Raw genomic sequence first — 25,359 nt, 5'->3', positions numbered from 1 at the left:
GGTGAGATAAGGAGCTGATTTCTATGTCATTACTGTACAAAGTTAACCCGCCGGATACGCAGGGGCGTATCCAGTATATTACCCCGGAAATTGCCGGTTGGCGCTATGTCGGTTTTTCAGCTTACCAGTTGAAAAAAGGGCAGTCGCTGTCGCTGGCAAGCGGTGATAAAGAGCTGTGTCTGGTACTGATCGCGGGCCTTGCCTCGGTGAAAACTCGCCAGGCCGAATTCCCGAATATTGGTAAACGCCTGTCACCGTTCGAACGTACGCCGCCTTACTCGGTTTATGTTCCGCCTGATGAACAGGTAGAAGTACTGGCAGAATCCGATCTCGAGCTGGCGGTGTGCAGTGCGCCTGGCATTTCCGGCAAACTCCCTGTACGCCTTATTGCGCCGCAGAATGTCGGCGTTGAGCGGCGCGGGAAGGGGAACAATCAGCGGCTGGTGCACAATATTTTGCCTGATGACAAGCCGGCGGACAGTCTGCTGGTGGTGGAAGTGTATACCGATGAAGGTAACACCAGTTCTTACCCGAGCCATAAGCACGATCGTGAAGATTCAGACCAGGAAACCTATCTTGAAGAGACTTATTACCACCGTTTCAACCCGGAACGTGGTTTTGCCATGCAGCGCGTTTACACTGACGACCGTTCACTGGATGAGTGTATGGCACCCTGTAATCGCGATGTGGTCACCGTGCCGCGTGGCTATCATCCGATAGCGACCATTGCCGGGTATGATAACTATTATCTCAACGTGATGGCCGGGCCGGTGCGCCTGTGGAAATTCAGCTGGGATGAGGATCACGCCTGGGTAAACAGTGCAGATTATCCGCGTAAACGGTCATCCAGCGGCTAAAATTGATGTGAACGGCGTGATATGGCGGGTGACCGGACAGGCTCACCCGTTTTTTATGCCTCTGGCTCCCGGCCTGCATTGTTCAGCGCCAGTGATACGGCCAGCGTCTGTGCCAGACACAGCGAGGCCACCTGGGAACGGAAGCCGTCGACCTGCGCTTCACGCACCACAAAACAGACATCGCTGAAAGCGGCCAGCGGACTGACCTGGCTATCGGTAATCGCTATCTGCTGCGCACCGCGCTTCGCCCCCAGCTCCACCAGCTCTACCGCTTCACGTGCATAAGGCGAGTAGCTGATGGCGATCACCACGTCTTTCGGGTTCACCATACTCAGCTGCTCGGTGAACATGCCGCCCAGCCCGTCGATCAGGAATGCACGGCGTTCGAGATGACGCAGGGCGTAGGTCAGATAGGACGCCACGCTAAACGAGCGGCGCAGACCAATGACGTAGATATTGTCTGCCTCATCAAGCAGCTTCACCGCTTTTTCCAGCTGTTCCGGATTGGCCTGCATAGCCAACTGTTGCAGCGCCTGAGCATTAACCATGCTAAATACGTTGAGGATTTCCGACGGGCTTTCCGGCGTGGCAGGCGCTTCATCCGTTGCGGTCTGGCGAAACAGGCGTGCACGTTCGGTATAGCTGACCGTCTCTTCCATCAGGTGCTGACGAAACACCTGCTTCATTTCATTGAAGCCACTAAAGCCAAAGGCGTTGGAAAAGCGGATAAGGGTGGAAGGAGGCACGTCTGCCTGCTGGGCGATGGAGGCTACGGTATCGAAGGCAATGTTGTTGCTGTTATCCAGAATATAGCGTGCCACCTGCTTCAGGCGTTTGCTCAGGGTATCGTAGCGATGACGGATATCGTCCTGTAACAGAGAAAGCTGAGTAGGATTATTGGCCATTAAGCGACTCGCTAAAAGAAAAGAAGATTTGCTGTAAGCCATTCTATCAGATGAACGATAAATTTCACTTGGTGAAGAAATCAGCAGCTTTTATTTCATCAGGTATGGGAAACAGTTCACAAAATCGTCGACCGTGGCGCAAAAATGCTTCAATAAGGGTGACTCTGCGCATGAGCCATCCCTTTTTGCTGCCTTACATGCCGGGGCGCGGGTGACATTATTGTGCAGGGCGTGTCTCACGCCAGTAGCCGATAAGCGTCAGGTAGTTGGTTTTAACCTTGGAAATCAGCGTTTTATCATCCAGCTCGTTCTGCAACCACTGACGTGACGGTTGGCCAAATATGGTACGCCCTACCGCAAAGCCTTTGACCCACGGAGAGCTGGCAGCGGCGGCGAAGCCGGTTTTCAGCTCGGCTTCCGGCGCATCCAGCCCCAGCAGTAGTATGCCCCGGCAGTGTTGGTCATGGTCTTCGATCAGGCGGCCGATGGCTGCCCAGCTGTCCCGTGACAACGGTGGCAGCTTCCACCAGTCTGGCTTAATGCCCATTTGGTAGAAGTGGTTCAGGATCTGCGCATAGTATTGCTCGTTTTTATCCGGGTTGCTTTCCGGCAGGATCACCTCCAAAAGCAGCTCATGTCCGGACTTATTACAGCTTTTCCACACATCCAGCAGCAGTTCATCCTGTGCCTGGCGCATCTCTGCGCTGTCATGCGGATGGTAGAAGGTCAGGCATTTGACGACGTGCTCCTGCGGCCAGTCGATCAGTTGGGAACCGATATTGCCATGTTCCAGGCGCAGCGGACGCGATCCGGGTAATTCAATCGGGCGAGCGATCCACCAGCCTGTGCCGGTGATCTCATTCAGGGCGGCCTGACCATAGGTGGTATCGGCCAGAATGCCACAGCGGCCATTATCAAGGCCCGCCTCTTTTGCCGCCTCACGCGCCGCCCGTAACAGCAGATTTTTCAGTTGGGGAATGCGCGTCTCATCCGCGCCCGCTTCTGCTGCCATATCGATCAGCTGTTTACGATGATCGAAGGCGAAGATGTTGAGTTCGTGCCAATGCTGCTTACGGGTGGTGACGCGATGCAGGTGATTCAAACGACCGTCGAGATCCGGGCGCTTCACCGCCTGTTCGCGGCCGAGGAAGTCGTCAAGCTCCTCTTTGGTCGGCATCGCCGGAGCACAGCCGTGACGTGATACCACCAGCGCCCCGCAGGCGTTAGCGTAACGGCAGGCCTGTTCCCAGCTTTCATCGTTAAGCCAGCCGCGCAGCAGGCCGGACATAAAGGCATCACCCGCGCCCAGCACGTTCAGAACTTCAACACGAACCCCAGGGTGCAGTTTTGTTTGCTGCCAGGTGTCCGGGATCTCGCCTTCGAACACCACACAGCCCAGCGCCCCACGTTTGCATACTAGGGTGGCTTTCGTCGCCTGGCGGACATTTTTCAGGGCGGTCAGACTGTCGGTACTGCCACCGGCAATGTGAAACTCCTCTTCTGTTCCCACCACCAGGTCGAAATAGTGCAACACGTCCTGTAGCTGCTGGGTGACGCGTGCCGACTCGACAAAGCGCGTCTCACCATCGCCCAAAGAGGTTAGCCCCCACAGCACCGGACGGTAATCGATATCCAGCGCGCTGCGCAGACCGTGGCGGCGCGCGATGTCCAACGCTTTCAGCACGGCGGCGCGGGTATCCGCATGCGACAGGTGAGTACCGGTCACGGCAACGGCGCGTGCAGAAGCGATATACTCTTCCCGAATGTCATCCGGCACCAGCCCCATGTCGGCACAGTTATCGCGGTAGAACACCAGCGGAAAGGTCTCCCGATCTTTTATTCCGAGGATCACCAGACCGGTCAGGCGTTTTTTATCGGTAATCAGGCTCTGAGTATCGCAGCCAGCGCGCTGTAGCTCTTCGCGCAGGAAGCGGCCCATATGTTCGTCACCGACCCGAGCCAGCATCGCCGATTTCAGCCCCTGAATCGCCGTACCGTAGGCAACATTACCGGAAGAGCCACCCAGATACTTGGCAAAGGTGGTCTCGTCCTCAAGACGAGCACCGATTTGCTGACCATAAAGGTCGACGGCGATACGCCCGATACAAATCACATCAAGTGGTTTTTGTTGTGTACCCATACCTGTTGTTTCCTCTGTTATGCACCCAGCATTCCGGCGGCCAAGCGCCTGCGGTAATATAAGATACTATAGGAAATAAAAATTCCAAATTAAATTTTAAATGAAACTATCAAACCGAAAATGTGAAATGGTTAAAACTCTGAGATTGCTGGCGACATTGCGCACCGTAAGTCAGTTATTTCACGCTATTTCAGAGGCGTGTCCGGCCCACTTTTCAGATTAAGCTCATGCTTGAAAACCTATTGAAATGAAACAATTTTTCCTGTTATCGATGCGGGGGCATTATCGTTTCATTTTCCCCTTGCTGGACAAGCAAATTTTCCCGGTTTCAGCGCATAATTTGATCTCACTCGCAAAATGAAATGTTTCTTCTGCAATGGTATTTAGTGAAAAAAATATTTGTTTATAATTGACTCACGTTTCACTTAACGCTCTCACCGCCAGGCATCCGGTGCAAGGCTGGCAAAGAGAAAGGAACAGCATATGGGCAAGATCAGATTAACCACCGCACAGGCGCTGGTCAGATTCCTCGACAACCAGTATCTGTCGGTGGATGGCGTGGAAAGTAAGTTTGTTAAAGGCATTTTCGCTATTTTCGGCCACGGAAACGTGCTGGGTTTAGGCCAGGCGCTGGAGCAGGACAGTGGCGATCTGGTGGTGTATCAGGGGCGTAACGAGCAGGGTATGGCACACGCGGCGACAGGTTTTGCTAAACAAAAGCTGCGCCGCGAGATTATCGCCTGTAGTTCGTCCGTCGGGCCGGGAGCGGCAAATATGATTACTGCCGCCGCCACCGCCAGTGCTAACCGCATTCCTTTGCTGCTGCTGCCGGGAGATGTGTTCGCCAGCCGCCAGCCGGATCCGGTGTTGCAGCAGATTGAACAGAGCCACGATTTAAGCATCAGTACCAACGATGCTTTTCGCGCCGTCAGCAAATATTGGGATCGCGTTAGTCGACCGGAGCAGCTGATGACGGCCTGTATTAATGCCATGCGCGTGTTGACCGATCCGGCGGAGACCGGTGCGGTAACCCTTTCCCTGCCGCAGGACGTGCAGGGCGAAGCGTATGACTACCCGGACTATTTCTTCCAGAAGCGCGTGCACCGGCTGGATCGCCGCCTGCCGACTGGAGGATCGCTGTCTGACGCGCTGGCGCTGATTGCCGCAAAGAAAAAACCAATGATTATCTGCGGTGGCGGGGTGAAATACTCCGGCGCAGGCGATGCCTTACGCGCTTTTGTGGAACGCTATCAGATCCCGTTTGCCGAAACCCAGGCCGGTAAAGGCACGATCCTGTCCGATCATCCGTTAAACGTCGGCGGCGTCGGGGAAACCGGCTGTCTGGCGGCGAACCTGCTGGCAAAAGAGGCCGATCTGGTGATCGGCATCGGCACGCGCTACACCGACTTCACCACCGCGTCGAAATGGATTTTCCAGCACCCGGATGCCAGCTACCTCAACATCAACGTCAGCCACTTTGATGCCTGTAAACTGGATGGCGTGCAGATGGTGGCGGATGCACGGGAAGCGCTGAACGCGATTAACAGCCGTCTGGCGGCGACGGGTTTTCAGCATGGCTGGGGCGAAAAAGTCTCCCAGGCACAAAGCAGGCTGCTGAAAGAGACGCAACGTGTTTATTCGGCAGTCTACAGCGGCGACGATTTTATTCCGGAAATTGACGATAATATCGACCGTTCAGCGCTATACGCCGAATTTAACCATCTCACCAACTCCTTTCTGACACAGAGCAGCGTCTTGGGGACGCTCAATGAGCATCTGCCAGGCAATGCGGTGATCGTGGCGGCTGCGGGCAGCCTGCCGGGCGATCTGCAACGTATGTGGCGCACCAAAGATGACAACAGCTATCACGTCGAATATGGCTATTCCTGCATGGGCTACGAGGTGAATGCCGCACTGGGCGTCAAGCTGGCTGAGCCGCAGCGTGAGGTGTATGCCCTGGTGGGGGATGGCTCCTTTATGATGCTGCACTCCGAGCTGGTGACCTCGATTCAGGAGGGCGCAAAAATCAACGTGATCCTGCTGGATAACATGGCCAACGGCTGTATCAACAACCTGCAAATGGAACACGGTATGGACAGTTTCACCACCGAATTCCGTTTCCGCGATGCTGAAGGCGGCAGGCTGAACGGTGGCCTGATCCCGGTGGACTTCGCGGCAATTGCGGCGGGTTACGGCTGTAAAACCTGGCGTGTGACCACGCTTGAGCAGCTGCATACGGCGCTGATTGCTGCGCAGAAAGAAACGGTATCGACGCTGATTGATATTAAAGTCCTGCCAAAAACCATGATCCACAAGTACTTAAGCTGGTGGCGTGTAGGCGGGGCTCAGGTGTCCAACTCGCCGCGCATCGATGCGGTAGCGCAGGTGCTGAACCAACATATCGACCAGGCGCGTGAATATTAATCATTGATGCGTTTTGTGTTTCAGATCGAACGGGCGTTAACCTTGTCACCGGAGTGCGGTCGGTTAGCCCGGTTTCCCCTACTCAGTAAGGAAAGGCCATGACATTAAGACTTGGTGTAATCGGAACGGGCGCTATCGGCCAGGAACATATCCGCCGCTGCAGCAAAGTGTTGCAGGGCGCGCAGGTGGTTGCCGTCTCTGATATCAACGTGGAAGGGGCTAAAGCGGCGCTGGCCCGTATCGGTATTGAAGCGCAGGTCTTTGCCGATGGTTACCATGTGGTGAAATCACCTGATGTGGATGCATTGCTGGTGACCTCCTGGGATCCCACTCACGAAGAGTTCACTCTGGCGGCGATCGCGGCGGGTAAACCGGTATTCTGCGAAAAACCGTTGGCAATGAGTGCTGAAGGCTGCCGCCGCATTGTTGATGCTGAAATCAAGTTTGGTAAACGCCTGGTGCAGGTGGGTTTTATGCGCCCTTACGACAGTGGCTATCGGGCGCTGAAAAACGTTATTGCCCAGGGAGAAATTGGTGAACCTCTGATGCTGCACTGCGCGCACCGCAATCCTACCGTACCGGAGAGTTACACCACCGATATGGCCATCACCAACACCCTGATCCACGAGCTGGACGTGCTGCGCTGGTTGACCGAAGACGAGTACAAGTCGGTGCAGGTGGTGTTCCCGCGCTCAACCAGTAAAACACATGGCAAGCTGCGCGATCCGCAGGTGGTGTTGTTCGAAACCCGCAAAGGTATTCGCATTGACGTGGAGATCTTTGTCAACTGCGCATACGGCTACGACATCCAGTGTGAAGTGGTCGGTGAAAACGGCATCGCCAGGCTACCGGAGCCGTCTGCGGTACAAATGCGCAAGGATGCCCGGCTGTCGACGGCGATCCTTACCGACTGGAAAGATCGTTTCATCGCGGCCTATGACGTTGAGCTGCAGGCATTTATTAATGACGCCAGCGCCGGAAAGCTGAACGGGCCATCCGCCTGGGACGGTTATGCCGCCTCGGTAGCTGCGGACGCCTGCCTGAAAGCGCAGGACAGCGGTAGCGTAGAGCCGATTGAATTACCGCAGCGCCCGGCATTCTACCGCTAAACCCGCTTGCGGGTGGGATAGCGGCTAAACACCGTACTGCTTTTATGACGGAGATTCTGATGAAAATTGCCTTTGACGTTGATGTCATTAAAGATTTGGGCATCACCAAAATGGTTCACCAGGTGGCTGACTGGGGCTATAAATATATTGAGCAGTCGCCCCATCCGCAGATCAACCCGTTCTATAAACATCCGAAAGCCAGCCGTGAAATTATTACCGAGTACAAGAACGCGCTGCGCGCGACCGGGCTGGAAATCTCCTCTTATATCGTGGTGTACCGCTGGTCTGGTCCGGACGAAGCGCGCCGCCAGGCCGCGGCGCGTAACTGGAAACGGATGATTGAGATTGCGGTGGAAACTGGGGTGCAGGTGATCAATACCGAACTTTCCGGTAACCCGAATGAGCCAGAAATCTGTGAAGAGATGTTCTATCGCTCAATGGAGGAGCTGCTGCCGATTGTCGAGCGTGAAGGGATCCGCATTGAAATCCAGTCTCACCCGTGGGACTTCTGTGAAGAGAACAATGAGACCGCCGATCTGGTGAAATCGTTTCGCAGTGATAACGTCAAATATCTTTACAGCGTGCCGCATACCTTTTTCTACGACAAAGGCAAAGGGGATGTGAAGAGCATGCTGGAGTATGCCGGTGCAGATCTGTCGCATGTGCTGATCGCTGACACCATGAACCACACCAAACACTGCCGCTATATTGTTAATCCGCCGGGCGTTGACGCCGTGGTTCACCAGCATGTCGGGGTGGGCGAAGGGGAAGTCGACTTCCCGACGCTGTTCCAGACGCTGCGTGAGATGGATTTTGCCAACCGCACTTATCCGGTCGGTGGCGAATCGATTATCGCCTCTTCGCTGTTCGGTTATCCGGAAAAAATGAAATATCAGGCGGTGGAAACGCGCGAATTGATCGAACGCGAGCTGCTGTGCAAATAACTGCGCGGCAGCCTGTGCCGCACGCTCAATCCTGGGGAACACGTATGGACAAAAATAAGGTCAAACTGGCTATTGCGCCGATCGGCTGGACTAACGATGACATGCCGGAGCTAGGCAAAGAGAACAGCTTCCAGCAGATTATCAGTGAGATGGCGCTGGCGGGCTTTACCGGCAGTGAGGTGGGCAGCAAATATCCGCGTGACCCGGTGGTTCTGAAGCCGATGCTGGATATCCGTGGGCTTGAGATCGTCAATGCCTGGTTCAGTACCTTTTTTGCTAAAGGCGACAGGGAAAAAACGCTTGATGAGTTTATCAATCATCGGGATTTTCTGCATGCGATGGGGGCGAAAGTCATCGGCTGTTCTGAGCAGAGTTTCAGTATTCAGGGAACGTCAAAAGCGGTACTGGAAGAGAAGCCGCACTTTAGCGATGAACAGTGGCGGCTGACGGTGGAAGGCTACAACGAGCTGGCAAAACTGGCGGCCGAGAAGGGTATGACCGTTGGTCTGCATCATCATATGGGCACTGCGATCCAAACCCGTGATGAGGTGGATCGCTTTATGGCGCAGACCAATGATGACGTGTACCTGCTATTTGATACCGGCCATGCTTACTACTCGGAAGGCTCGCAGCAAGCCATGCTGGCCATGCTGGAACAACACCTGGCGCGTATTAATCATGTGCATCTGAAGGACGTGCGTGACGAGATAGTGGCAGAGGTGAAGGCGCAACGGCTGTCATTCCTGGATGGTGTAAAGAGAGGAACCTTCACCGTGCCGGGCGACGGCGTGATTAATTTCGACCCGGTATTCAAAATCCTCGACGATGCCGGCTACCGGGGCTGGATGGTGGTGGAAGCGGAACAGGACCCGGCGCTGGCGAACCCGTTTGCATATGCGCTAAAAGCACGCCAGTACATTCGTCAACACGCCGGTTTATAATCACCTGCAGAAAGCCGCCTTTACCCCTTTGTGAAGGCGGCTTTTATACGCTGGCAATTATTTCAGCGTGATGGAGTTAATAATGCTTTCTGCTTCAGTCTGTGCCTGCTGCTGATTATCAGCGGGCAGGGTAATTTGCAGGGTCAGCAGCTTGCCGTCGATTTTGCCCAATACCACGGAAGACCATGAGGACTGATTGTTGGCAGAGATCACGCTGTCCAGCTGCTGTAGCTCATGGTCCTTCACGCTGATAGTTTTATTGGTCACCACCTGAAGCTGCGGATCGCGGCTGCGCTGCTGCGCTTCCAGGCGCTCCGTCAGGGTATCCAGCCCTTCATTGCTGCTGTCGCCTTCGATAACAATGATCGCCTTCTGGCCAGACTCATCGGCATAAACGTGCATGTTGTTGGCCTGGGTTCCGAGCTTGCCGCTCTTATCACTCATCCCCGGCGGTAATGCAAAGCTCAGTTTGCCATCCATCAGCGTGACGTTCTGCGCTGACTGGCTGCTGCTGACGCCCTGATTATCAGCGGCTTTATCATTGTTGCCATCACAGGCTGCGAGGCCCGTGACCAGCACTGCAATTCCGGCATACTTCAGTAAGTTACGCATCAGAGTCCCTTTTAAAATTGGTCGCGTGTCGCTAAGCATGGATACAAGCGTATTCACTGCATAAAAGCAACCCGCTGGTAGTGACAATATCACTACCTGAAGCCATCTGTGTGGGTGTTTCAGGTAGGCAGAGTATCAGACTAGCCGAAATTCACCCGGGGGGGATTAGATTTCTCTGTTAATTGCTTCAGCATCGCATTCAGCAGCAGGCCGTAAGCCGGCAGGAAGAACAGCATACAGATGAGGACCTTAAAGCTGTAATCCACCAGCGCAATCTCAACCCAGTGCGTAGCCATAAACGGATCGCTGCTTTTATAGAAGGCGATAAAGAAGAAGGCCAGCGTATCGCTGATATTGCCGAGGAACATCGCCGCAGCGGGTGCTATCCACCATGCCGCTTTCTGGCGCAGGCGGTTAAAGACCTGGATATCCAGCACCTGGCCGAGCGCATAGGCCATAAAGCTGGCGCAGGCGATACGCGCCACAAACAGGTTCATCTGCCCGAGTGCCGCAAAGCCCTGCCATTCACCCTGATAAAACAGCGCTGAAATGACATATGAGACAAACAGCGCAGGCACCATCACCGCCAGAATAATGCGCCGCGCCAGCGGTGCGCCGAAAATACGCACCGTCAGGTCGGTCGCCAGAAAAATAAACGGGAAGCTGAAAGCACCCCAGGTGGTATGCAGACCGAAAATAGTGACTGGCAGCTGCACCAGGTAGTTACTGGAAAGGATGATCAGCAGATGAAACAAAGAGAGCCAGACCAGCGCGTGCAGGCGCTGACGAGAACTGAATGCGAGCATATTGAGCCTTTTTATCTGTTATGGGGTGAGGGAACCCAGTCCTGTCCTTCATCTTTCACGCTGAGCCATGCCTTACCGCAACGCGAAATCGAGTGGATATGTACGATTTTGCGGCATATTACCGATTTAGCCTGCCAATGCAACGGTTGATTTGAGCGCAAACGTTATCGTGGGGCTGAATGGTTGCACCTGCTTTGACCCAGGGTAAAATAGTGCAAAGTTTGCTTTTCCCTTATTGAGAGAACTATGAGCGACCCATTTGCCAATCCTGACCAAACCCTTGATACCCAGGGGCTGCGTTGCCCGGAACCGGTTATGATGGTGCGTAAAACCGTGCGCCATATGCAGGAGGGCGAAACCCTGCTGATTATCGCCGATGACCCGGCCACCACCCGTGACATTCCCGGTTTTTGCCGTTTTATGGAACATACGCTGGTGGCACAGGCCGTCGACGCGCTGCCCTATCAATATCTGCTGAAAAAAGGGCTATAGCCTGACGCTGCGCTTAGCCCGTTATCTCTTACCGAGCAAGCGCAGTGCGTTAGCAGTCACTAACGCCGTAGCGCCAGAATCGGCCAGTACGGCCAGCCACAACCCGGTAATACCCAGCAGCGTGGTGATCAGGAACAGGACTTTCAGGCCCAGCGCCAGTGCAATGTTCTGACGAATATTGGCGTGGGCGGCACGCGACAGGCGGATCATCGTTGCCAGTCCGGCAAGGCGGTTATGCGGCAGGGCCGCATCGGCGGTTTCCAGCGCAACATCGCTGCCGCTGCCCATCGCAATACCGATGGTGGCGGCTTTCATCGCTGGCGCATCGTTGATGCCGTCACCTACCATCGCTACCGCCTGCTGCTGCTGCAGCCTGGTGATGGCGTTGACCTTATCTTCCGGCAACAGGCTGGCGCGGTAGTCAATGCCCAGCTCGGCGGCAATGGCTGCCGCAGCGCGCGGGTTGTCTCCGGTCAGCATCACGGCCTGAATATTCAGCGCCTGCAGTTCTGCCAGCGCACCACGGGCATCGGCGCGCAGCGTGTCGCGCAGGACGACGATTGCCAGTAGCTGTCGTTCGTCGTGCAGTATCACCACGGTATTGCCGCCATTTTCCAGTGCTTCTATCTCTTTATGCCGCTGGGCCAATAAATTTTCGGGTAATCTGTGCGGTGAACTTACAGATAGTAAGCGATTACTTACAACTGCCTGTATGCCACTGCCTGCCAGCACACGCCGATCGCTGGCCGCAGGAACCGCCAGTTGACGAGCATCGGCCGCTGCGACGATTGCCCGTGCTAAAGGATGTGATGAACCTTGTTCAACAGCGGCTGCAATAGCCAAAAGCCGGTTTTCATCGCTGCCGTCCAGCGCGATGATGGCGGTAAGCTGGGGTTTCCCCTCAGTCAGGGTGCCGGTTTTGTCGAAAGCAATAGTACGCACGTTGCCGAGGTTTTCCAGCGCCGCACCGCCCTTGATCAGCGCGCCACGACGAGCTGCGGCGGCCAGTGCCGAGGTTACCGCCGCCGGAGTGGAGATAACCAGCGCACACGGACAGCCGATCAGCAGCAGCGTTAATCCCTTGTAGATCCACGGCTGCCATGCCGTCGCCATCAGCAGCGGAGGCAGCAGCGCCACGGCCAGCGCCAGCACCATGACGATCGGGGTATAAATGCGGCTAAACCGGGTGAGGAAACGCTCGATTGGCGCACGCCGCTCCCCGGCTTCCTCAATCAGATGCAGGATGCGGTCAATGGCGCTGCGGCCCGGTTCCGAAATAACCTCCAGCTGTACCGGGCGGTCAACGCTCATGCTGCCTGCGGCGATAGCTTCATCCTGCTGGCGATCGACCGGCACCGATTCCCCTGTCAGAGCGCTTTCATCAAAGCTGGCAAACGGGCTCAGCAACTTTGCATCGGCAGGCAGACGCCCGCCGGCGGCGACTTCAATCACGTCACCCGGACGCAGGTCGCTTACCGCAACGCTTTCACGCTGTCCGCAGCGAATTCGTAGCGCCTGGTCAGGTTTCAGGGCCATCAGCGCCGTCACCCCTTTGCGCGCCCGACCGGCGGCAAATGACTCCAGCCGTTCACCAAGCGTAAACAGCAGCAGCACCATCGCCGCTTCGGCCGTCGCACCGATAAACAGTGCGCCAATGGCGGCAACGCTCATCAGGGTTTCGATGCTGAACGGTGAGCCGCTGCGTATCAGCCGCAGAGCGCGATGCGCAACCGGGCAGACGCCAACCAGCGTGGTTAGGGTAAAGGCGAAAGTCCCCGCGCCAGGATGGATAATACCGAGCAGCCAGCTGGCCGCCATCAGCAATGCCAGCACCAGCGCGCTGCGGTTTTCCTGCCAGAAACGGGCTTCAACGGCAGGTGCTGCCGCATCGCTGCGCTGAAGCCGGAAGCCAACGCGTGCGACAGCCTGTTCAACCTGGCTACGCACATCGTCGCTGGCATCGACCAGCAGTTTTTCGCTGGCAAAAACCACGCGGGCCGCACTAACGTTGGCAAGTTGTTTGACGGCGGTTTCGACTTTTTGCGCGCAGCTCGGACAGTCCATGCCCTGCACCCGCCAGCTAAAACGGGCGGTTTGCGCCAGCCTGTCGGCCTCTTCATCTGGTGAATCCGCCAAACCGCAGTCGGCATCGCCACAGCAGGGCGTTTCTGCACTAACGGCGGTGACTTTTTTGATAACGGGGCGCGAGCGGGTCGCGCACCCGGGCTGTTTGTTGGCGTGGTGGTGACCACAACCACAAGAAGAGTGCTGCTGCATAACGCCTCCCGATCGGTAACGGCGGGCATCAGTACCCGTCGATAACCATCTTACACTCTGGAGTTCACTCCAGAGTCAAGCGCGTTTAGCGATTACAGCCACAGGGAGCGCACGATCATAAAGTGACCGGCGAAGTAGCAGGCGGCGATAATCGCGCTGTCTGCGTTGAAACGGCAGCGGAAATGGCTGATTATCCAGACAATATTTCCCAGCAGCAGCAGGTCGGCCCCAGCCATTAAGGTGAAACTGTAATCGCTCGGGCGGAAAAAATAGTGCTCGGTACTCAGCCAGACCATCAGCAGCGCCATACCGATCAAGGTACTAATCGGCCAGCGCAACTCTTCAAGCCGGGTCCAGACGGTAGCCAGTACCAGCGCGCCGATAATCAGTAGCGTTAGCGGTATTGGCCAGAACAGGGTAAGCGTCATCTGGCTGGCAAAACACAGCGTGTACAGCAGGTGCGACAGGAAAAATGCTCCGATGGCATACAGCATACGTTTGTTCGGCAGCAATATCAGCGCATCACCCGCCAGCGTGGCTATCAGTCCGGCGAGGATAAGATAATCGGTAGTTTTCAGCACCGGCGCTTGCCAGGCCCAGGCCAGCATTAACAGCAGGGTGACCGGTTTAAATACCCAGCGTTGCCATTGCGGTCCACGATAGGATGCATCCACATACAGCCAGCCGGAAAAGAGAACGGCGAGGAAAGACCAGATCATATGTTGTCCTTGTAGATGAAGAACTCGACAAATTCCGTCCCAGTGTAGGTTAATGACCAACAATGTGACAATGGGATGGATCCGCTTGTATGCTGATAAGCGCGCTCTGCAACCCGACAACTTTGATATTCAGCAGGATGAACGCCATGAAGCCGCCGATTTTCTTTTTAATCATACTGGTCATTATCGCCATCTTAGCGACCCGTCAGTTTATCAAACAGCGGCGTGAGGTGGCGGTCAACGATGTCACGCCGCTGCGTAGCCTGATAGTAGAAGTAAAGAGCAAACGAGAATATCCGGCCTCAAATCGTCTCTCACGCCAGCGTGAGCATATTCCGGTGGAGGACATGCGTTATGAGGCCTGGTTTCATCCGTTGAACGAGGCAGGTGATTTTAAACTGGAACTGAATGCCGGGGATTATCATCAAATGGATAAGGGCACCCGGGGCGAGCTGCAGTTTAAAGGAACACGCTTTGTGAGTTTTAAGCCGGGTGCTGAAGCCCGGCGAAACTGATTAGCGTTTGGGTAAGTTCTTTTTTTGCCACGCGAGTAGCTCAAATACGCCAAAGAAAAAGATTTTGGCCTGCATCACGCCGCTGAGTTTAGCCGCCCCCTGTGGCTGAGTGGTGCGCATCAGCACCAGCTGCAGGCCGTGCATAATCACCATAAAGAACAGTGCAACGTTAACAAAATACGTCAGCGGTTTCGGGAAGGGTTGTACCACGTTAAGCAACAAAAAAGCCCAGACGAACACCATCAACAGACGGCCTGCGTTAATTAACATCTGCGTTATCCTCGTTTTCTGTATGACGAATATACAGGCGATAAGCCACCTGACCGGCGATCTTTTCACGGTGCAGCTGCCAGTTTACCGGCACCAGCGGAAGGCCGTTTTCGACTTCACTTTCGATATAGATCAGGGATTCATCGGCTAACCAGCCGTTGCTCTCCAACAACGTGAGGGTCTGTTCAAGCAGCCCTTTACGAAACGGTGGGTCAACAAATACCAGATGGTGCGGCTCGCCCTTCTGGGCAAGGAACTGCAACGTATTGCTATTAACGACGCGTCCATTTTTCGCCCCGAGGGTAGCAAGGTTTTTTTCCAGCTGTTGCGCCACCGGTCGTTCCAGCTCCAGCAGGGTGGCGCTGGCGGCATGGCGCGACAGCGCTTCCAGGCCCAGAGCGCCGCTCCCGGCAAAACAGTCAAGGCAGTTTGCCTGCTGGATATCCGCAGCCAGCCAGTTAAAAAGCGTTTCACGTACCCGATCGGTAGTGGGGCGCAGGCCGGCGCTATCGGGAACCGGTAACTTACGGCCACGCCACTGCCCACCAATAATTCTTATTTGCCCGGCTGCGCCGCTGCGGGGTTTCTTATTCATCTTGCTGAACTCTTAATAATTTGTTGCACAGTTTAACGGGCTAACCGCGTTGAGGAAACGTAAAAGGGTGCTGTAATGCGCTTTGCAGAAAGTGGTAGACTATAAAACTTAGCTTATTTTTCCTACCAGAACGGTTTTTCCCGCGAGGAGTGTGGTTGCACCATGGCAAAGAATAAAAAACGTGGCTTTTTTTCCTGGCTTGGCCTGGGGCGTGACGAAAAGGCGCAGCAGGAAGAGGTAAAAGAAACGTTAGAACAGCAGCCCTCTGCCGATACGCCAATTGCTGATAACGCCACTGACAGTATTTCCGAACGCGAAGCGGCAGACGCGGTCGCGGTGACCACAAGCGTGGCAGCACAGCAGGCGGAAAACAGCCGTGCGGGCGAATTGCCGGAGGCTGTAGCGCCAGCTGAGCCTGTTGTGCTGCCAGTGACCCCGGACGAAAAGCATCCCGTTGCGCATCAAAGCGCGGCGGAGGCGATTGATGAAGCGGAGTTGGAAGCGTTAGCGCTGGCCGCCGAGCCGGTGGATAAGGCGCTGGCGGCAGAGGTGGTGCAGGAGCCGATCGTTGTACAACCCGAAGCAGTAAACGGCATTATTGTGCCAGAACCAGAACCAGAACCAGAACCAGAACCAGAACCAGAACCAGAACCAGAACCAGAACCAGAACCAGAACCAGAACAGGCTAAGGAGCAAGAGCGCCCGAGCAAAGAAGGCTTCTTTGCGCGTTTGAAGCGCAGCCTGGTCAAAACCCGCACCAATCTGGGTTCCGGGTTTATCAGTCTGTTCCGTGGCAAGAAAATCGACGACGAACTGTTCGAAGAGCTGGAAGAGCAGTTACTGATTGCTGATGTCGGGGTGGAAACCACCCGCCGTATCATCGGCAATCTGACCAATCAGGCCAGCCGCAAACAGCTACGTGATGCTGAAGCGCTGTATGGCCTGCTGAAAACCGATATGGCGGAGATCCTCGCTAAGGTTGAAGCACCACTGGATATCAGCGGTAAAACGCCGTTTGTTATTTTGATGGTTGGCGTCAATGGCGTAGGGAAAACCACCACCATCGGCAAGCTGGCGCGCCAGTTCCAGGCCGAAGGCAAATCGGTGATGCTGGCTGCCGGCGACACCTTCCGTGCCGCCGCCGTTGAGCAGCTGCAGGTTTGGGGGCAGCGCAACAATATTCCGGTGGTGGCGCAGCATACCGGTGCTGATTCCGCTTCGGTGATTTTTGATGCCATCCAGGCGGCAAAAGCCCGTCATGTTGACGTGCTGATCGCCGATACGGCCGGGCGTTTACAGAATAAAGCGCATCTGATGGAAGAGCTGAAAAAAATTACCCGCGTGATGAAGAAGCTCGACGACAGCGCGCCGCATGAGGTGATGCTGACTATCGATGCCAGCACCGGACAGAATGCGATCAGCCAGACTAAACTGTTCCATGAGGCCGTTGGGCTGACCGGGATCACCCTGACCAAGCTGGACGGTACGGCGAAAGGTGGCGTGATCTTCTCGGTGGCGGATCTGTTCACTATTCCTATTCGCTACATCGGCGTTGGCGAAGGCATTGACGATTTACGACCGTTTAAGGCTGACGATTTTATAGAGGCACTTTTTGCCCGAGAGGACTAATTAGGATGATTCGCTTTGAAGAAGTCAGTAAGGCTTATCTCGGTGGTCGGCAAGCGTTGCAGGGGGTGGATTTTCATCTGCGCCCAGGCGAAATGGCGTTTCTGACCGGACACTCCGGGGCAGGGAAAAGTACCTTGCTGAAGCTGATCTGCGGCATTGAGCGCCCGAGTGCCGGGCATATCTGGTTTAGCGGTCACGATATTAGCCGTCTGAAAAGCCGTGAAGTCCCGTTTTTACGCCGTCAGATCGGCATGATTTTTCAAGATCACCATCTGCTGATGGATCGCTCGGTGTATGACAATGTGGCCATCCCGCTGATTATCGCCGGAGCCAGTGGTGAAGATATCCGCCGCCGCGTTTCTGCGGCGCTGGACAAAGTCGGCCTGCTCGACAAAGCGAAAAGTTTCCCCATCCAGCTTTCCGGCGGTGAGCAGCAGCGCGTGGGGATTGCCCGTGCGGTGGTGAACAAGCCGGCGGTGCTGCTGGCGGATGAACCGACGGGTAACCTCGACGAGGCGCTGTCTGAAGATATTTTGCGCCTGTTTGAGGAGTTTAACCGCGTCGGCGTTACGGTACTGATGGCCAGCCATGATATGGGGCTGATCGCCAGCCGTAACTATCGGCAGATGACGCTTAATCAGGGACGTTTGTACGGAGGTCATCGTGGTGAATAAACGCAATCCTCGCCCCTCAGCGCCAAAAGCGGTGAAGCACAGGCAGCCCTCTAAAAGCAAAGCGCTCAAGGGCGGCTGGCATGAACAGTGGCGCTACGCGATGCACGGTTCGCTGTCGGATATGTGGCGGCAGCCGCTGGCAACGCTGCTGACGGTAATGGTGATTGCCATCTCTCTGACGCTGCCCAGCGTCTGCTATATGGTGTGGAAAAACGTCAGTCAGGCGGCGGAACAGTGGTATCCGGCCCCGCAGCTCACCGTTTACCTGAGTAAAACGCTGGATGACGATGCGGCCGAAAACGTGGTGGCGCAGCTTAAAAAAGAAGACGGCGTCGACAAGGTCAACTATCTGTCGCGTGAAGAAGCGCTGGGCGAGTTTCGCAACTGGTCCGGCTTCGGCGGCGCGATGGATATGCTGGAGCAGAACCCGCTGCCGGCGGTAGCGATTATTACGCCGAAGCTGAATTTCCAGAATTCAGGCACTATGGATAATCTGCGTGACCGCGTGTCTAAGGTGCAGGGCATTGATGAAGTGAAGATGGATGACAGCTGGTTTGCCCGGCTGGCGGCGCTGACCGGGCTGGTTGGCCAGGTGGCGGCAATGATCGGCATTCTGATGATTGTGGCGGTATTCCTGGTGATTGGTAACAGCGTGCGCCTGAGCATTTTTGCCCGCCGCGACACCATTAACGTGCAGAAGTTGATCGGGGCAACAGACGGTTTTATCCTGCGGCCGTTCTTGTATGGCGGAGCGCTACTCGGTTTTAGCGGGGCATTGCTGTCACTGGTGCTGTCGGCGGCGCTGTTGTTCAGGCTGGAGTCGGTGGTGACACAGGTGGCATCGGTGTTTGGCACCTCCTTTGTGCTGCATGGTCTGGCGTGGGATGAAAGCCTGCTTTTACTGCTGATTTCCGCCATGATTGGTTGGGTGGCCGCATGGCTGGCGACGGTGCAACATTTACGCCGATTTACGCCGCAGTAATTCTTTCACATCATTTTTTGCTATAATCTTCCTCTGCTGCGTGAAGACGTGCCGCAGAGGAAGGTCGCCAGCCTGTTACTTCTCCCGGTTATTCCCGCACGCCTCCATGCAGTTTATAAAATATCCACCGGTAAGATTGAACTTGTGGATAACTTCGACGTCTTAATGGAAAGTAAATGGTTAAGCCGTTAGCACAGATTGTGTTTAATTTTGCTGTCTGTTCACGTAATCTTATGGGCGGTTCAGGGATCGACACCGCAATCATGCATAACAAAGAGAGGGTTTGAATGACCAAAGAAATGCAAACTTTAGCTATTGCTCCTTTAGGCAACCTGGATTCCTACATCCGGGCGGCTAATGCCTGGCCTATGCTGACGGCAGAAGAGGAAAAAGCGTTGGCTGAACGGCTGCATTACCAGGGCTGTCTGGAAGCAGCTAAAACGCTGATCCTGTCTCACCTGCGCTTTGTTGTTCATGTCGCTCGTAATTACTCCGGATACGGGTTGCCACAGGCAGACCTGATTCAGGAAGGCAACATCGGCCTGATGAAAGCCGTGCGCCGTTTTAACCCGGAAGTGGGCGTGCGCCTGGTTTCCTTTGCCGTGCACTGGATCAAAGCCGAAATCCACGAGTACGTACTGCGCAACTGGCGCATCGTGAAGGTCGCCACTACCAAAGCACAGCGCAAGCTGTTCTTCAATCTGCGTAAAGCCAAGCAGCGTTTAGGCTGGTTTAACCAGGATGAGGTGGAAATGGTGGCACGCGAGCTGGGTGTCAGCAGTAAAGACGTGCGTGAAATGGAATCGCGCATGGCCGCCCAGGATATGACTTTTGACCCAACGCCTGATGACGAGGGCGAAGGCCGTTCAATGGCACCGATGCTCTATCTGCAGGATAAGTCCTCTGACTTTGCCAACGGCATTGAGGAAGATAACTGGGAAGATCACGCCGCCGATAAGCTGAACGATGCGATGCAGGGGCTGGACGAACGCAGCCAGCATATTATCCGCGCCCGCTGGCTGGACGATGACAACAAAACCACGCTGCAGGAGCTGGCCGACCAGTACGGTGTTTCTGCCGAGCGTGTGCGCCAGCTGGAAAAGAACGCAATGAAAAAACTGCGCGTGGCTATCGAAGCGTAACGACGCCGCTGCTGTCTGAGCATGAAAAATCGCCTGCAAGGGCGGTTAATGAGATGCTACCCACCACCCTGAGAGCGGTAAGCTGGCAGGGTGGTTCTTTTTCTAAGGCTCAGCAAGGCGCGGGCGCTCCTCCATAGTGACGTCGGACAGATGCAGGAAAGCCAGCATTAATCAAAAATCAGCGTGGTAAAAATGACGGAGCCATAGATTTCTCTGGTCGTGCGGAAAAGCCTTGCGTCAGCCTTCTTCCCTCTCAAATTAGCTATCCTCTCTTCTGCCAGCCATAAACCCATTCATCTGCCTGGCGAACGAACCCGGCGCTCTTCATAAAGCTGGCGATAACAACAAGATCTGATGTGCCGTCTGCGCAAATCGACCAGTGCTGAATGCGCGGATTCTGCGTCAGCGTTTCCTCTAGCAGATATAAGCCGACGCCACGTCTGCGCGTCACCTCACGGACTTCCAGCCGCGACATGCTTGCCTGTGTACCTGATATCAGCACCTTAACAGCCGCCAGCAGGCGGTCATTAAAACGTGCCGCGTACAGCTGATGCTGTTCATCCAGCCGTGCGGCCAGCGTATCCATATCGGCCTGCGGCCAGATTTTCTTTAAGTCGCTGCGATCCTGCTCGGACAACTGTTGCAGGCGGATGATAGTCAGTTTCATCGAATAATCCGGTGCTGAGGAAAGGCATATTGTAACGAAGTTGATCGAACTTTAGCGCTTTTGTTTTCCGTACCAAAACAAGGCGATCTGCGGGAGGTAAGAAGATTTACCGAGTAAACCCATATTGGTTGCTATTTCGCCAGCATAATTAGCTGTAGAGATGGCTAAAATACCACCGTTTATATCAGTAGATTATCCTGTTATCCCCACTGCATACTCAAATGGAAGGTTGATTTACAGCAGAAAATTCCTGTTTAATAACCTGAAATCAAAGGTATATTGACAAAAAATCCGGTAATTCACGTTAACCCTCTAAAACACAAAGCGTTATCGCGGATTTAACGGCAAATAATAAATGACCCTACAGCTTCGCTCCGCAGCAAGGCGGCATCTCCGGCAGCATTGAACGTCAATTTCCGGGGTGATACATGCTGTCATTGCTGCTGCGGTTTCAGGCTCCAAGGGCGCAAACACAACAGGTGGGGTAGTAAGGATGAAAATCTCTAAAGGTCATGCGTTACTGGCAGGCTGTATGGCACTGATCATCAGCCAGGCGGCGTTGGCTAAGGACGTTAAGGTGGCGATTGTTGGCGCGATGTCCGGCCCGGTGGCGCAGTATGGTGATATGGAGTTCACCGGTGCCAAACAGGCGATTGCGGATATTAACGCCAAAGGCGGCGTAAACGGCAATAAGCTGGTTGGCGTGGAATACGACGATGCCTGCGATCCAAAACAGGCGGTCGCGATAGCTAACAAGGTGATCAATGACGGCATCCGTTATGTGATTGGCCATTTGTGTTCCTCTTCCACGCAGCCCGCATCAGACATCTATGAAGATGAAGGCGTGCTGATGATCACGCCGGCCGCCACCGCGCCGGATCTCACTACCCGTAGTTATAAACTGATTATGCGCACCACCGGTCTCGATTCTGACCAGGGGCCAACCGCTGCCAGATACATTCTTAGCGCAGTGAAGCCACAGCGCATTGCCGTGGTTCACGACAAGCAGCAGTACGGCGAAGGCCTGGCGCGTTCGGTGCAGGACAGCCTGAAGAAAGCGGGCGGCAACGTGGTGATGTTTGAGGGTATCACCGCCGGTGATAAAGACTTCTCAACGCTGGTGGCACGCCTGAAGAAAGAGAACGTCGATTTTGTCTATTTTGGCGGTTACTACCCGGAAATGGGGCAGATCCTGCGCCAGGCGCGCGCCGCTGGCCTGAAAACCCAGTTTATGGGCCCGGAAGGTGTGGGTAACTCTTCCCTGTCCAACATTGCCGGAGCGGCTTCGGAAGGCATGCTGGTGACGCTGCCAAAACGCTATGACCAGGTTCCGGCGAACCAGGCCATCGTCGATGCGCTGAAAGCGAAAAAGCAAAACCCAACCGGGCCGTTTGTCTGGACCACCTATGCCGCATTGCAGTCCCTGACGGCTGGCATGGAGCGTAGCAAAAGCGAAGAGCCAGCAGACATTGTGAAGAACCTTAAAGAAGGCGCAACGGTGCCGACCGTCATGGGCGACCTGAGCTGGAACGAGAAGGGCGATCTGAAAGGCTTCGAGTTTGGCGTCTTCAAATGGCACGCGGACGGCTCTTCAGACGCCGTTAAGTAAAGCCGGGTTATTTCTGGCAATAACGCCCGGTGAACTGCGCCGGGCGTTTTTGTTACCCCCAAAGGGGACAGGTAAAGGGTTTAAAGTATGTCCGAGCAGTTTCTCTACTTCCTGCAGCAAATGTTCAACGGCGTCACGTTGGGCAGCACCTATGCGCTGATCGCCATTGGTTACACGATGGTGTACGGCATCATCGGCATGATCAATTTCGCCCACGGCGAAGTGTATATGATCGGCAGTTACGTCTCGTTTATCGTCATTGCAGCGCTGATGATGATGGGCATTGATACCAGCTGGCTGCTGATTGGCTGCGGCTTCGTGGTCGCGGTGGTCATTGCTTCCTGCTACGGCTGGAGCATTGAGCGCGTGGCGTATAAGCCGGTACGATCCTCTAAGCGCCTGATCGCCCTGATCTCGGCGATCGGCATGTCGATCTTCCTGCAAAATTACGTCAGCCTGACGCAGGGATCGCGCGATTTGGCGCTGCCAAGCCTGGTGGCCGGACAGTGGACGCTGGGCGTCAGTAACGGCTTCGCCGCCACTATCTCCACCATGCAGCTGGTGATTTGGGGAGTCACTTTCCTTGCCATGCTGGCGCTGACGGTGTTTATCCGCTATTCGCGTATGGGTCGCGCCTGTCGCGCCTGTGCGGAAGACCTGAAAATGGCCAGCCTGCTGGGGATTAACACCGACCGCGTGATCTCGCTCACTTTTGTTATCGGCGCGGCAATGGCGGCGGTGGCCGGGGTGCTGCTGGGTCAGTTCTACGGGGTGATCAACCCCTATATCGGCTTTTTGGCCGGGATGAAAGCCTTTACCGCCGCGGTGCTTGGCGGCATTGGCAGTATTCCCGGCGCTATGCTGGGCGGGCTGATCCTCGGCATTGCCGAAGCGCTCACCTCCGCCTATCTCAGTACTGAATACAAAGACGTGGTGTCATTTGCGCTGCTGATTGTGGTGTTGCTGGTGATGCCAACCGGCATCCTCGGGCGTCCGGAGGTTGAGAAAGTATGAAAAAGCTCCATCTGCTTAATGCCGTAGCATCGGCACTGATGCTGCTGGTGCTGGCGGCGTTCTTTATGGGGCTGCGCCTGAACCTTGACGGCACGCATCTGGTGGTGAATAACGCCGGAGAGGTGCGCTGGAACTGGATCGCCCTCGGCTGCGGCGTGGTGTTCCTGTTCCAGCTGCTGCGCCCATTATTGCAAAGCGGCCTGAAAAAAGTGTCCGCCCCGGCGCTGATGCTGCCGGGTATTGATGGTTCAACCGTGAAGCAAAAACTGCTGCTGCTGGCGCTGGTCGTTGCCGCTGTACTGTGGCCGTTTCTGGTCTCACGCGGCACGGTGGATATTGCCACCCTGACGCTGATTTACGTCATGCTGGGGCTGGGGCTGAATGTGGTGGTAGGCCTCTCCGGGCTGCTGGTGCTTGGCTACGGCGGCTTCTATGCTATCGGCGCTTATACCTTTGCGCTGTTAAATCATTATTACGGTCTGGGTTTCTGGCAGTGCCTGCCGCTGGCGGGGCTGGTCGCGGCGGCTTTTGGCCTGCTGCTCGGTTTCCCGGTGCTGCGTCTGCGCGGTGACTACCTGGCGATTGTGACGCTTGGCTTTGGTGAAATCGTGCGCATTTTGCTGCTCAACAATACCGAAATAACCGGTGGGCCAAACGGCATCAGCCAGATCCCTAAACCGACCTTCTTTGGGCTGGAATTCAACCGCAGCGTGCGCGACGGCGGCTGGGACACCTTCCACCACTTCTTTGGTCTGGAGTACGATCCGGGCGACAGAATTATCTTCCTGTATCTGGTGGCGCTGCTGCTGGTGGTGCTAACCCTGTTTGTGATCAACCGCCTGCTGCGTATGCCGCTGGGCCGCGCCTGGGAAGCGCTGCGCGAAGATGAGATCGCCTGTCGCTCGCTGGGCCTCAGCCCGACGCGGATTAAACTGACCGCCTTTACCATCAGCGCCGCCTTTGCTGGTTTCGCCGGTAGCCTGTTTGCCGCGCGCCAGGGCTTTGTCAGCCCGGAGTCCTTCACCTTTGCCGAGTCCGCTTTTGTGCTGGCGATCGTGGTGCTGGGCGGGATGGGGTCGCAGTTTGCGGTGATCCTTGCTGCCGTGCTGCTGGTGGTATCGCGCGAGCTGATGCGTGACCTTAACGAATACAGCATGCTGGTACTCGGTGGCCTGATGGTGTTGATGATGATCTGGCGTCCGCAGGGGCTGCTGCCGATGAAACGTCCACACCTGAAGTTGAAGCAGGCGCAGCAGGGAGAACAGCCATGAGCCAGCCTTTGTTAGCCGTTGAGGGTCTGAAGATGCGCTTTGGTGGTCTGCTGGCGGTGAATAACGTCGAACTGGCGCTGCACCCGCAGGAGATCGTCTCGCTGATTGGCCCGAACGGTGCCGGAAAAACCACGGTGTTTAACTGCCTTACCGGGTTCTATCGCCCGACGGGCGGCTCGATCCGGCTGGGTGACCAGCAGCTGGCGGGCCTGCCGGGGCAGAAGATTGCGCGGATGGGTATTGTGCGTACCTTCCAGCATGTGCGCCTGTTCCGTGAAATGACGGTGATTGAAAACCTGCTGGTAGCCCAGCATCAGCACCTGAAAAGCGGCGTGTTTTCCGGCCTGCTGAAAACCCCGGCCTTCCGCCATGCGGAAAACGATGCGCTGGAGCGCGCGGCAAGCTGGCTGGATCGCGTCGGGCTGCTGGCGCTGGCCAACCGCCAGGCCGGTAATCTTGCCTACGGGCAGCAGCGCCGTCTGGAGATTGCCCGCTGCATGGTGACCCGCCCACAAATCCTGATGCTGGATGAACCGGCGGCGGGGCTTAACCCGAAAGAGACCCACGAGCTGGACGAGCTGATCGCCGAGCTGCGCGAGCAACACAAGGTCTCGATACTGTTAATTGAACACGATATGAAACTGGTAATGGGTATTTCAGACCGCATCTACGTGGTGAATCAGGGCACGCCGCTGGCCAACGGTACGCCGGAAGAGATCCGCGAAAACCCGGATGTGATCCGCGCTTATCTGGGGGAGGCATAAC

Annotated in this window: 24 protein-coding genes; 15 read left to right on the top strand and 9 right to left on the bottom strand. The window is 55.5% G+C overall.

Translation table 11 applies throughout. The annotated features are described in order from the left end of the window. The first annotated feature begins 23 nt into the window (after positions 1 to 23). Positions 24 to 857, top strand: coding sequence for a 5-deoxy-glucuronate isomerase (gene iolB / locus EPYR_RS17440; RefSeq protein ID WP_014539778.1), 834 nt, complete (start codon positions 24 to 26; stop codon positions 855 to 857). Between the two features lie 53 nt (positions 858 to 910). Here the strand turns inward: iolB and EPYR_RS17435 are convergent, their stop codons facing one another. Beyond that, a complete protein-coding gene (locus EPYR_RS17435) occupies positions 911 to 1,762 on the bottom strand; it encodes a MurR/RpiR family transcriptional regulator (protein ID WP_015899140.1) in 852 nt (283 codons plus the stop codon). A gap of 217 nt (positions 1,763 to 1,979) precedes the next feature. Next, complete coding sequence (locus EPYR_RS17430; RefSeq protein ID WP_014539775.1) at positions 1,980 to 3,902, bottom strand: bifunctional 5-dehydro-2-deoxygluconokinase/5-dehydro-2-deoxyphosphogluconate aldolase; 1,923 nt, start codon at positions 3,900 to 3,902, stop codon at positions 1,980 to 1,982. Positions 3,903 to 4,385: 483 nt separating this feature from the next. Here EPYR_RS17430 and iolD point away from each other — a divergent pair, with 483 nt between their 5' ends. The 4 genes from iolD to iolE all read left to right on the top strand — a co-directional run bounded on the left by iolD (position 4,386) and on the right by iolE (position 9,320). Further along, positions 4,386 to 6,326, top strand: coding sequence for a 3D-(3,5/4)-trihydroxycyclohexane-1,2-dione acylhydrolase (decyclizing) (gene iolD, locus EPYR_RS17425; protein ID WP_014539773.1), 1,941 nt, complete (start codon positions 4,386 to 4,388; stop codon positions 6,324 to 6,326). A 98-nt stretch (positions 6,327 to 6,424) separates the two neighbouring features. Next, positions 6,425 to 7,435 (top strand): bifunctional inositol 2-dehydrogenase/D-chiro-inositol 1-dehydrogenase, encoded by a 1,011-nt coding sequence (gene iolG, locus EPYR_RS17420; protein ID WP_014539772.1) that lies wholly within the window; start codon positions 6,425 to 6,427, stop codon positions 7,433 to 7,435. Between the two features lie 59 nt (positions 7,436 to 7,494). Continuing rightward, positions 7,495 to 8,379, top strand: coding sequence for a sugar phosphate isomerase/epimerase family protein (locus tag EPYR_RS17415; RefSeq protein ID WP_015899139.1), 885 nt, complete (start codon positions 7,495 to 7,497; stop codon positions 8,377 to 8,379). Between the two features lie 44 nt (positions 8,380 to 8,423). Next, entirely contained in the window at positions 8,424 to 9,320 is an 897-nt protein-coding gene (gene iolE / locus EPYR_RS17410; protein ID WP_015899138.1) for a myo-inosose-2 dehydratase, read from the top strand. A 57-nt stretch (positions 9,321 to 9,377) separates the two neighbouring features. On the opposite strand, the gene EPYR_RS17405 is transcribed toward iolE, so the two are convergent. Together EPYR_RS17405 and EPYR_RS17400 are read right to left on the bottom strand one after the other, a co-directional pair. Next, entirely contained in the window at positions 9,378 to 9,932 is a 555-nt protein-coding gene (locus tag EPYR_RS17405; protein ID WP_015899137.1) for a DcrB family lipoprotein, read from the bottom strand. Between the two features lie 140 nt (positions 9,933 to 10,072). Then, positions 10,073 to 10,738, bottom strand: a complete 666-nt coding sequence (locus tag EPYR_RS17400; RefSeq protein WP_014539768.1) for a 7-cyano-7-deazaguanine/7-aminomethyl-7-deazaguanine transporter — start codon at positions 10,736 to 10,738, stop codon at positions 10,073 to 10,075. A gap of 246 nt (positions 10,739 to 10,984) precedes the next feature. Between EPYR_RS17400 and tusA the strand changes: the two genes are divergently transcribed. Then, positions 10,985 to 11,230: a sulfurtransferase TusA gene (gene tusA, locus EPYR_RS17395; RefSeq protein ID WP_014539767.1), complete on the top strand. Its 246-nt coding sequence runs from the start codon at positions 10,985 to 10,987 to the stop codon at positions 11,228 to 11,230. Between the two features lie 21 nt (positions 11,231 to 11,251). Here the strand turns inward: tusA and EPYR_RS17390 are convergent, their stop codons facing one another. Together EPYR_RS17390 and EPYR_RS17385 are read right to left on the bottom strand one after the other, a co-directional pair. Continuing rightward, positions 11,252 to 13,507, bottom strand: coding sequence for a zinc/cadmium/mercury/lead-transporting ATPase (locus EPYR_RS17390; protein ID WP_014539766.1), 2,256 nt, complete (start codon positions 13,505 to 13,507; stop codon positions 11,252 to 11,254). A 92-nt stretch (positions 13,508 to 13,599) separates the two neighbouring features. Continuing rightward, positions 13,600 to 14,226: a lysoplasmalogenase gene (locus EPYR_RS17385; RefSeq protein WP_014539765.1), complete on the bottom strand. Its 627-nt coding sequence runs from the start codon at positions 14,224 to 14,226 to the stop codon at positions 13,600 to 13,602. 146 nt (positions 14,227 to 14,372) lie between these two features. Here EPYR_RS17385 and EPYR_RS17380 point away from each other — a divergent pair, with 146 nt between their 5' ends. Continuing rightward, positions 14,373 to 14,741: a DUF2500 domain-containing protein gene (locus EPYR_RS17380; RefSeq protein WP_041474066.1), complete on the top strand. Its 369-nt coding sequence runs from the start codon at positions 14,373 to 14,375 to the stop codon at positions 14,739 to 14,741. On the opposite strand, the gene EPYR_RS17375 is transcribed toward EPYR_RS17380, so the two are convergent. Both EPYR_RS17375 and rsmD read right to left on the bottom strand, forming a co-directional pair. Continuing rightward, positions 14,742 to 15,011, bottom strand: a complete 270-nt coding sequence (locus tag EPYR_RS17375; RefSeq protein WP_014539762.1) for a DUF1145 family protein — start codon at positions 15,009 to 15,011, stop codon at positions 14,742 to 14,744. It lies immediately after the preceding gene. Further along, positions 15,001 to 15,606, bottom strand: coding sequence for a 16S rRNA (guanine(966)-N(2))-methyltransferase (rsmD, locus tag EPYR_RS17370; RefSeq protein ID WP_014539761.1), 606 nt, complete (start codon positions 15,604 to 15,606; stop codon positions 15,001 to 15,003). Before rsmD ends, EPYR_RS17375 begins: the two co-directional genes overlap by 11 nt. Positions 15,607 to 15,768: 162 nt before the next feature. Here rsmD and ftsY point away from each other — a divergent pair, with 162 nt between their 5' ends. The 4 genes from ftsY to rpoH all read left to right on the top strand — a co-directional run bounded on the left by ftsY (position 15,769) and on the right by rpoH (position 20,033). Beyond that, positions 15,769 to 17,235: a signal recognition particle-docking protein FtsY gene (gene ftsY / locus EPYR_RS17365; RefSeq protein WP_014539760.1), complete on the top strand. Its 1,467-nt coding sequence runs from the start codon at positions 15,769 to 15,771 to the stop codon at positions 17,233 to 17,235. Positions 17,236 to 17,240: 5 nt separating this feature from the next. Then, positions 17,241 to 17,909: a cell division ATP-binding protein FtsE gene (gene ftsE / locus EPYR_RS17360; protein ID WP_014539759.1), complete on the top strand. Its 669-nt coding sequence runs from the start codon at positions 17,241 to 17,243 to the stop codon at positions 17,907 to 17,909. Continuing rightward, positions 17,899 to 18,891, top strand: a complete 993-nt coding sequence (ftsX, locus tag EPYR_RS17355; protein ID WP_014539758.1) for a permease-like cell division protein FtsX — start codon at positions 17,899 to 17,901, stop codon at positions 18,889 to 18,891. Before ftsE ends, ftsX begins: the two co-directional genes overlap by 11 nt. Before the next feature lie 287 nt (positions 18,892 to 19,178). Further along, a complete protein-coding gene (gene rpoH, locus EPYR_RS17350) occupies positions 19,179 to 20,033 on the top strand; it encodes an RNA polymerase sigma factor RpoH (protein ID WP_014539757.1) in 855 nt (284 codons plus the stop codon). 262 nt (positions 20,034 to 20,295) lie between these two features. Here rpoH and panM read toward each other — a convergent pair whose 3' ends face one another. Then, a complete protein-coding gene (panM, locus tag EPYR_RS17345) occupies positions 20,296 to 20,700 on the bottom strand; it encodes an aspartate 1-decarboxylase autocleavage activator PanM (protein ID WP_014539755.1) in 405 nt (134 codons plus the stop codon). Between the two features lie 493 nt (positions 20,701 to 21,193). On the opposite strand from panM, the gene EPYR_RS17340 reads away from it, so the two are divergent. The 4 genes from EPYR_RS17340 to livG all read left to right on the top strand — a co-directional run bounded on the left by EPYR_RS17340 (position 21,194) and on the right by livG (position 25,358). Next, entirely contained in the window at positions 21,194 to 22,309 is a 1,116-nt protein-coding gene (locus EPYR_RS17340; RefSeq protein WP_015899134.1) for a branched-chain amino acid ABC transporter substrate-binding protein, read from the top strand. 87 nt (positions 22,310 to 22,396) lie between these two features. Next, positions 22,397 to 23,323, top strand: a complete 927-nt coding sequence (gene livH / locus EPYR_RS17335; RefSeq protein WP_014539753.1) for a high-affinity branched-chain amino acid ABC transporter permease LivH — start codon at positions 22,397 to 22,399, stop codon at positions 23,321 to 23,323. Next, positions 23,320 to 24,594 carry a high-affinity branched-chain amino acid ABC transporter permease LivM gene (locus EPYR_RS17330; protein ID WP_014539752.1) on the top strand — a complete coding sequence of 425 codons (1,275 nt, stop codon included), beginning with the start codon at positions 23,320 to 23,322 and terminating at the stop codon, positions 24,592 to 24,594. Before livH ends, EPYR_RS17330 begins: the two co-directional genes overlap by 4 nt. Beyond that, the gene (gene livG / locus EPYR_RS17325) at positions 24,591 to 25,358 is read left to right on the top strand and encodes a high-affinity branched-chain amino acid ABC transporter ATP-binding protein LivG (RefSeq protein ID WP_014539751.1); all 768 of its coding nucleotides are present in this window, start codon (positions 24,591 to 24,593) and stop codon (positions 25,356 to 25,358) included. The genes EPYR_RS17330 and livG overlap by 4 nt, the downstream gene beginning before the upstream one ends. The last annotated feature ends 1 nt before the right edge of the window (position 25,359 follow it).

It is taken from the genome of Erwinia pyrifoliae DSM 12163 (genome assembly GCF_000026985.1).
In the GTDB taxonomy this organism is placed as follows: Bacteria; Pseudomonadota; Gammaproteobacteria; order Enterobacterales; family Enterobacteriaceae; genus Erwinia; species Erwinia pyrifoliae.
This window is presented reverse-complemented; position numbering and strand designations above follow the sequence as displayed.

Bases quoted from the DNA above. Each gene is read 5' to 3' on its own strand.
- iolB (WP_014539778.1), top strand. From the start codon at position 24: ATGTCATTACTGTACAAAGTTAACCCGCCGGATACGCAGGGGCGTATC.
- EPYR_RS17435 (WP_015899140.1), bottom strand. From the start codon at position 1,762: ATGGCCAATAATCCTACTCAGCTTTCTCTGTTACAGGACGATATCCGT.
- EPYR_RS17430 (WP_014539775.1), bottom strand. From the start codon at position 3,902: ATGGGTACACAACAAAAACCACTTGATGTGATTTGTATCGGGCGTATC.
- iolD (WP_014539773.1), top strand. From the start codon at position 4,386: ATGGGCAAGATCAGATTAACCACCGCACAGGCGCTGGTCAGATTCCTC.
- iolG (WP_014539772.1), top strand. From the start codon at position 6,425: ATGACATTAAGACTTGGTGTAATCGGAACGGGCGCTATCGGCCAGGAA.
- EPYR_RS17415 (WP_015899139.1), top strand. From the start codon at position 7,495: ATGAAAATTGCCTTTGACGTTGATGTCATTAAAGATTTGGGCATCACC.
- iolE (WP_015899138.1), top strand. From the start codon at position 8,424: ATGGACAAAAATAAGGTCAAACTGGCTATTGCGCCGATCGGCTGGACT.
- EPYR_RS17405 (WP_015899137.1), bottom strand. From the start codon at position 9,932: ATGCGTAACTTACTGAAGTATGCCGGAATTGCAGTGCTGGTCACGGGC.
- EPYR_RS17400 (WP_014539768.1), bottom strand. From the start codon at position 10,738: ATGCTCGCATTCAGTTCTCGTCAGCGCCTGCACGCGCTGGTCTGGCTC.
- tusA (WP_014539767.1), top strand. From the start codon at position 10,985: ATGAGCGACCCATTTGCCAATCCTGACCAAACCCTTGATACCCAGGGG.
- EPYR_RS17390 (WP_014539766.1), bottom strand. From the start codon at position 13,507: ATGCAGCAGCACTCTTCTTGTGGTTGTGGTCACCACCACGCCAACAAA.
- EPYR_RS17385 (WP_014539765.1), bottom strand. From the start codon at position 14,226: ATGATCTGGTCTTTCCTCGCCGTTCTCTTTTCCGGCTGGCTGTATGTG.
- EPYR_RS17380 (WP_041474066.1), top strand. From the start codon at position 14,373: ATGAAGCCGCCGATTTTCTTTTTAATCATACTGGTCATTATCGCCATC.
- EPYR_RS17375 (WP_014539762.1), bottom strand. From the start codon at position 15,011: ATGTTAATTAACGCAGGCCGTCTGTTGATGGTGTTCGTCTGGGCTTTT.
- rsmD (WP_014539761.1), bottom strand. From the start codon at position 15,606: ATGAATAAGAAACCCCGCAGCGGCGCAGCCGGGCAAATAAGAATTATT.
- ftsY (WP_014539760.1), top strand. From the start codon at position 15,769: ATGGCAAAGAATAAAAAACGTGGCTTTTTTTCCTGGCTTGGCCTGGGG.
- ftsE (WP_014539759.1), top strand. From the start codon at position 17,241: ATGATTCGCTTTGAAGAAGTCAGTAAGGCTTATCTCGGTGGTCGGCAA.
- rpoH (WP_014539757.1), top strand. From the start codon at position 19,179: ATGACCAAAGAAATGCAAACTTTAGCTATTGCTCCTTTAGGCAACCTG.
- panM (WP_014539755.1), bottom strand. From the start codon at position 20,700: ATGAAACTGACTATCATCCGCCTGCAACAGTTGTCCGAGCAGGATCGC.
- EPYR_RS17340 (WP_015899134.1), top strand. From the start codon at position 21,194: ATGAAAATCTCTAAAGGTCATGCGTTACTGGCAGGCTGTATGGCACTG.
- livH (WP_014539753.1), top strand. From the start codon at position 22,397: ATGTCCGAGCAGTTTCTCTACTTCCTGCAGCAAATGTTCAACGGCGTC.
- EPYR_RS17330 (WP_014539752.1), top strand. From the start codon at position 23,320: ATGAAAAAGCTCCATCTGCTTAATGCCGTAGCATCGGCACTGATGCTG.
- livG (WP_014539751.1), top strand. From the start codon at position 24,591: ATGAGCCAGCCTTTGTTAGCCGTTGAGGGTCTGAAGATGCGCTTTGGT.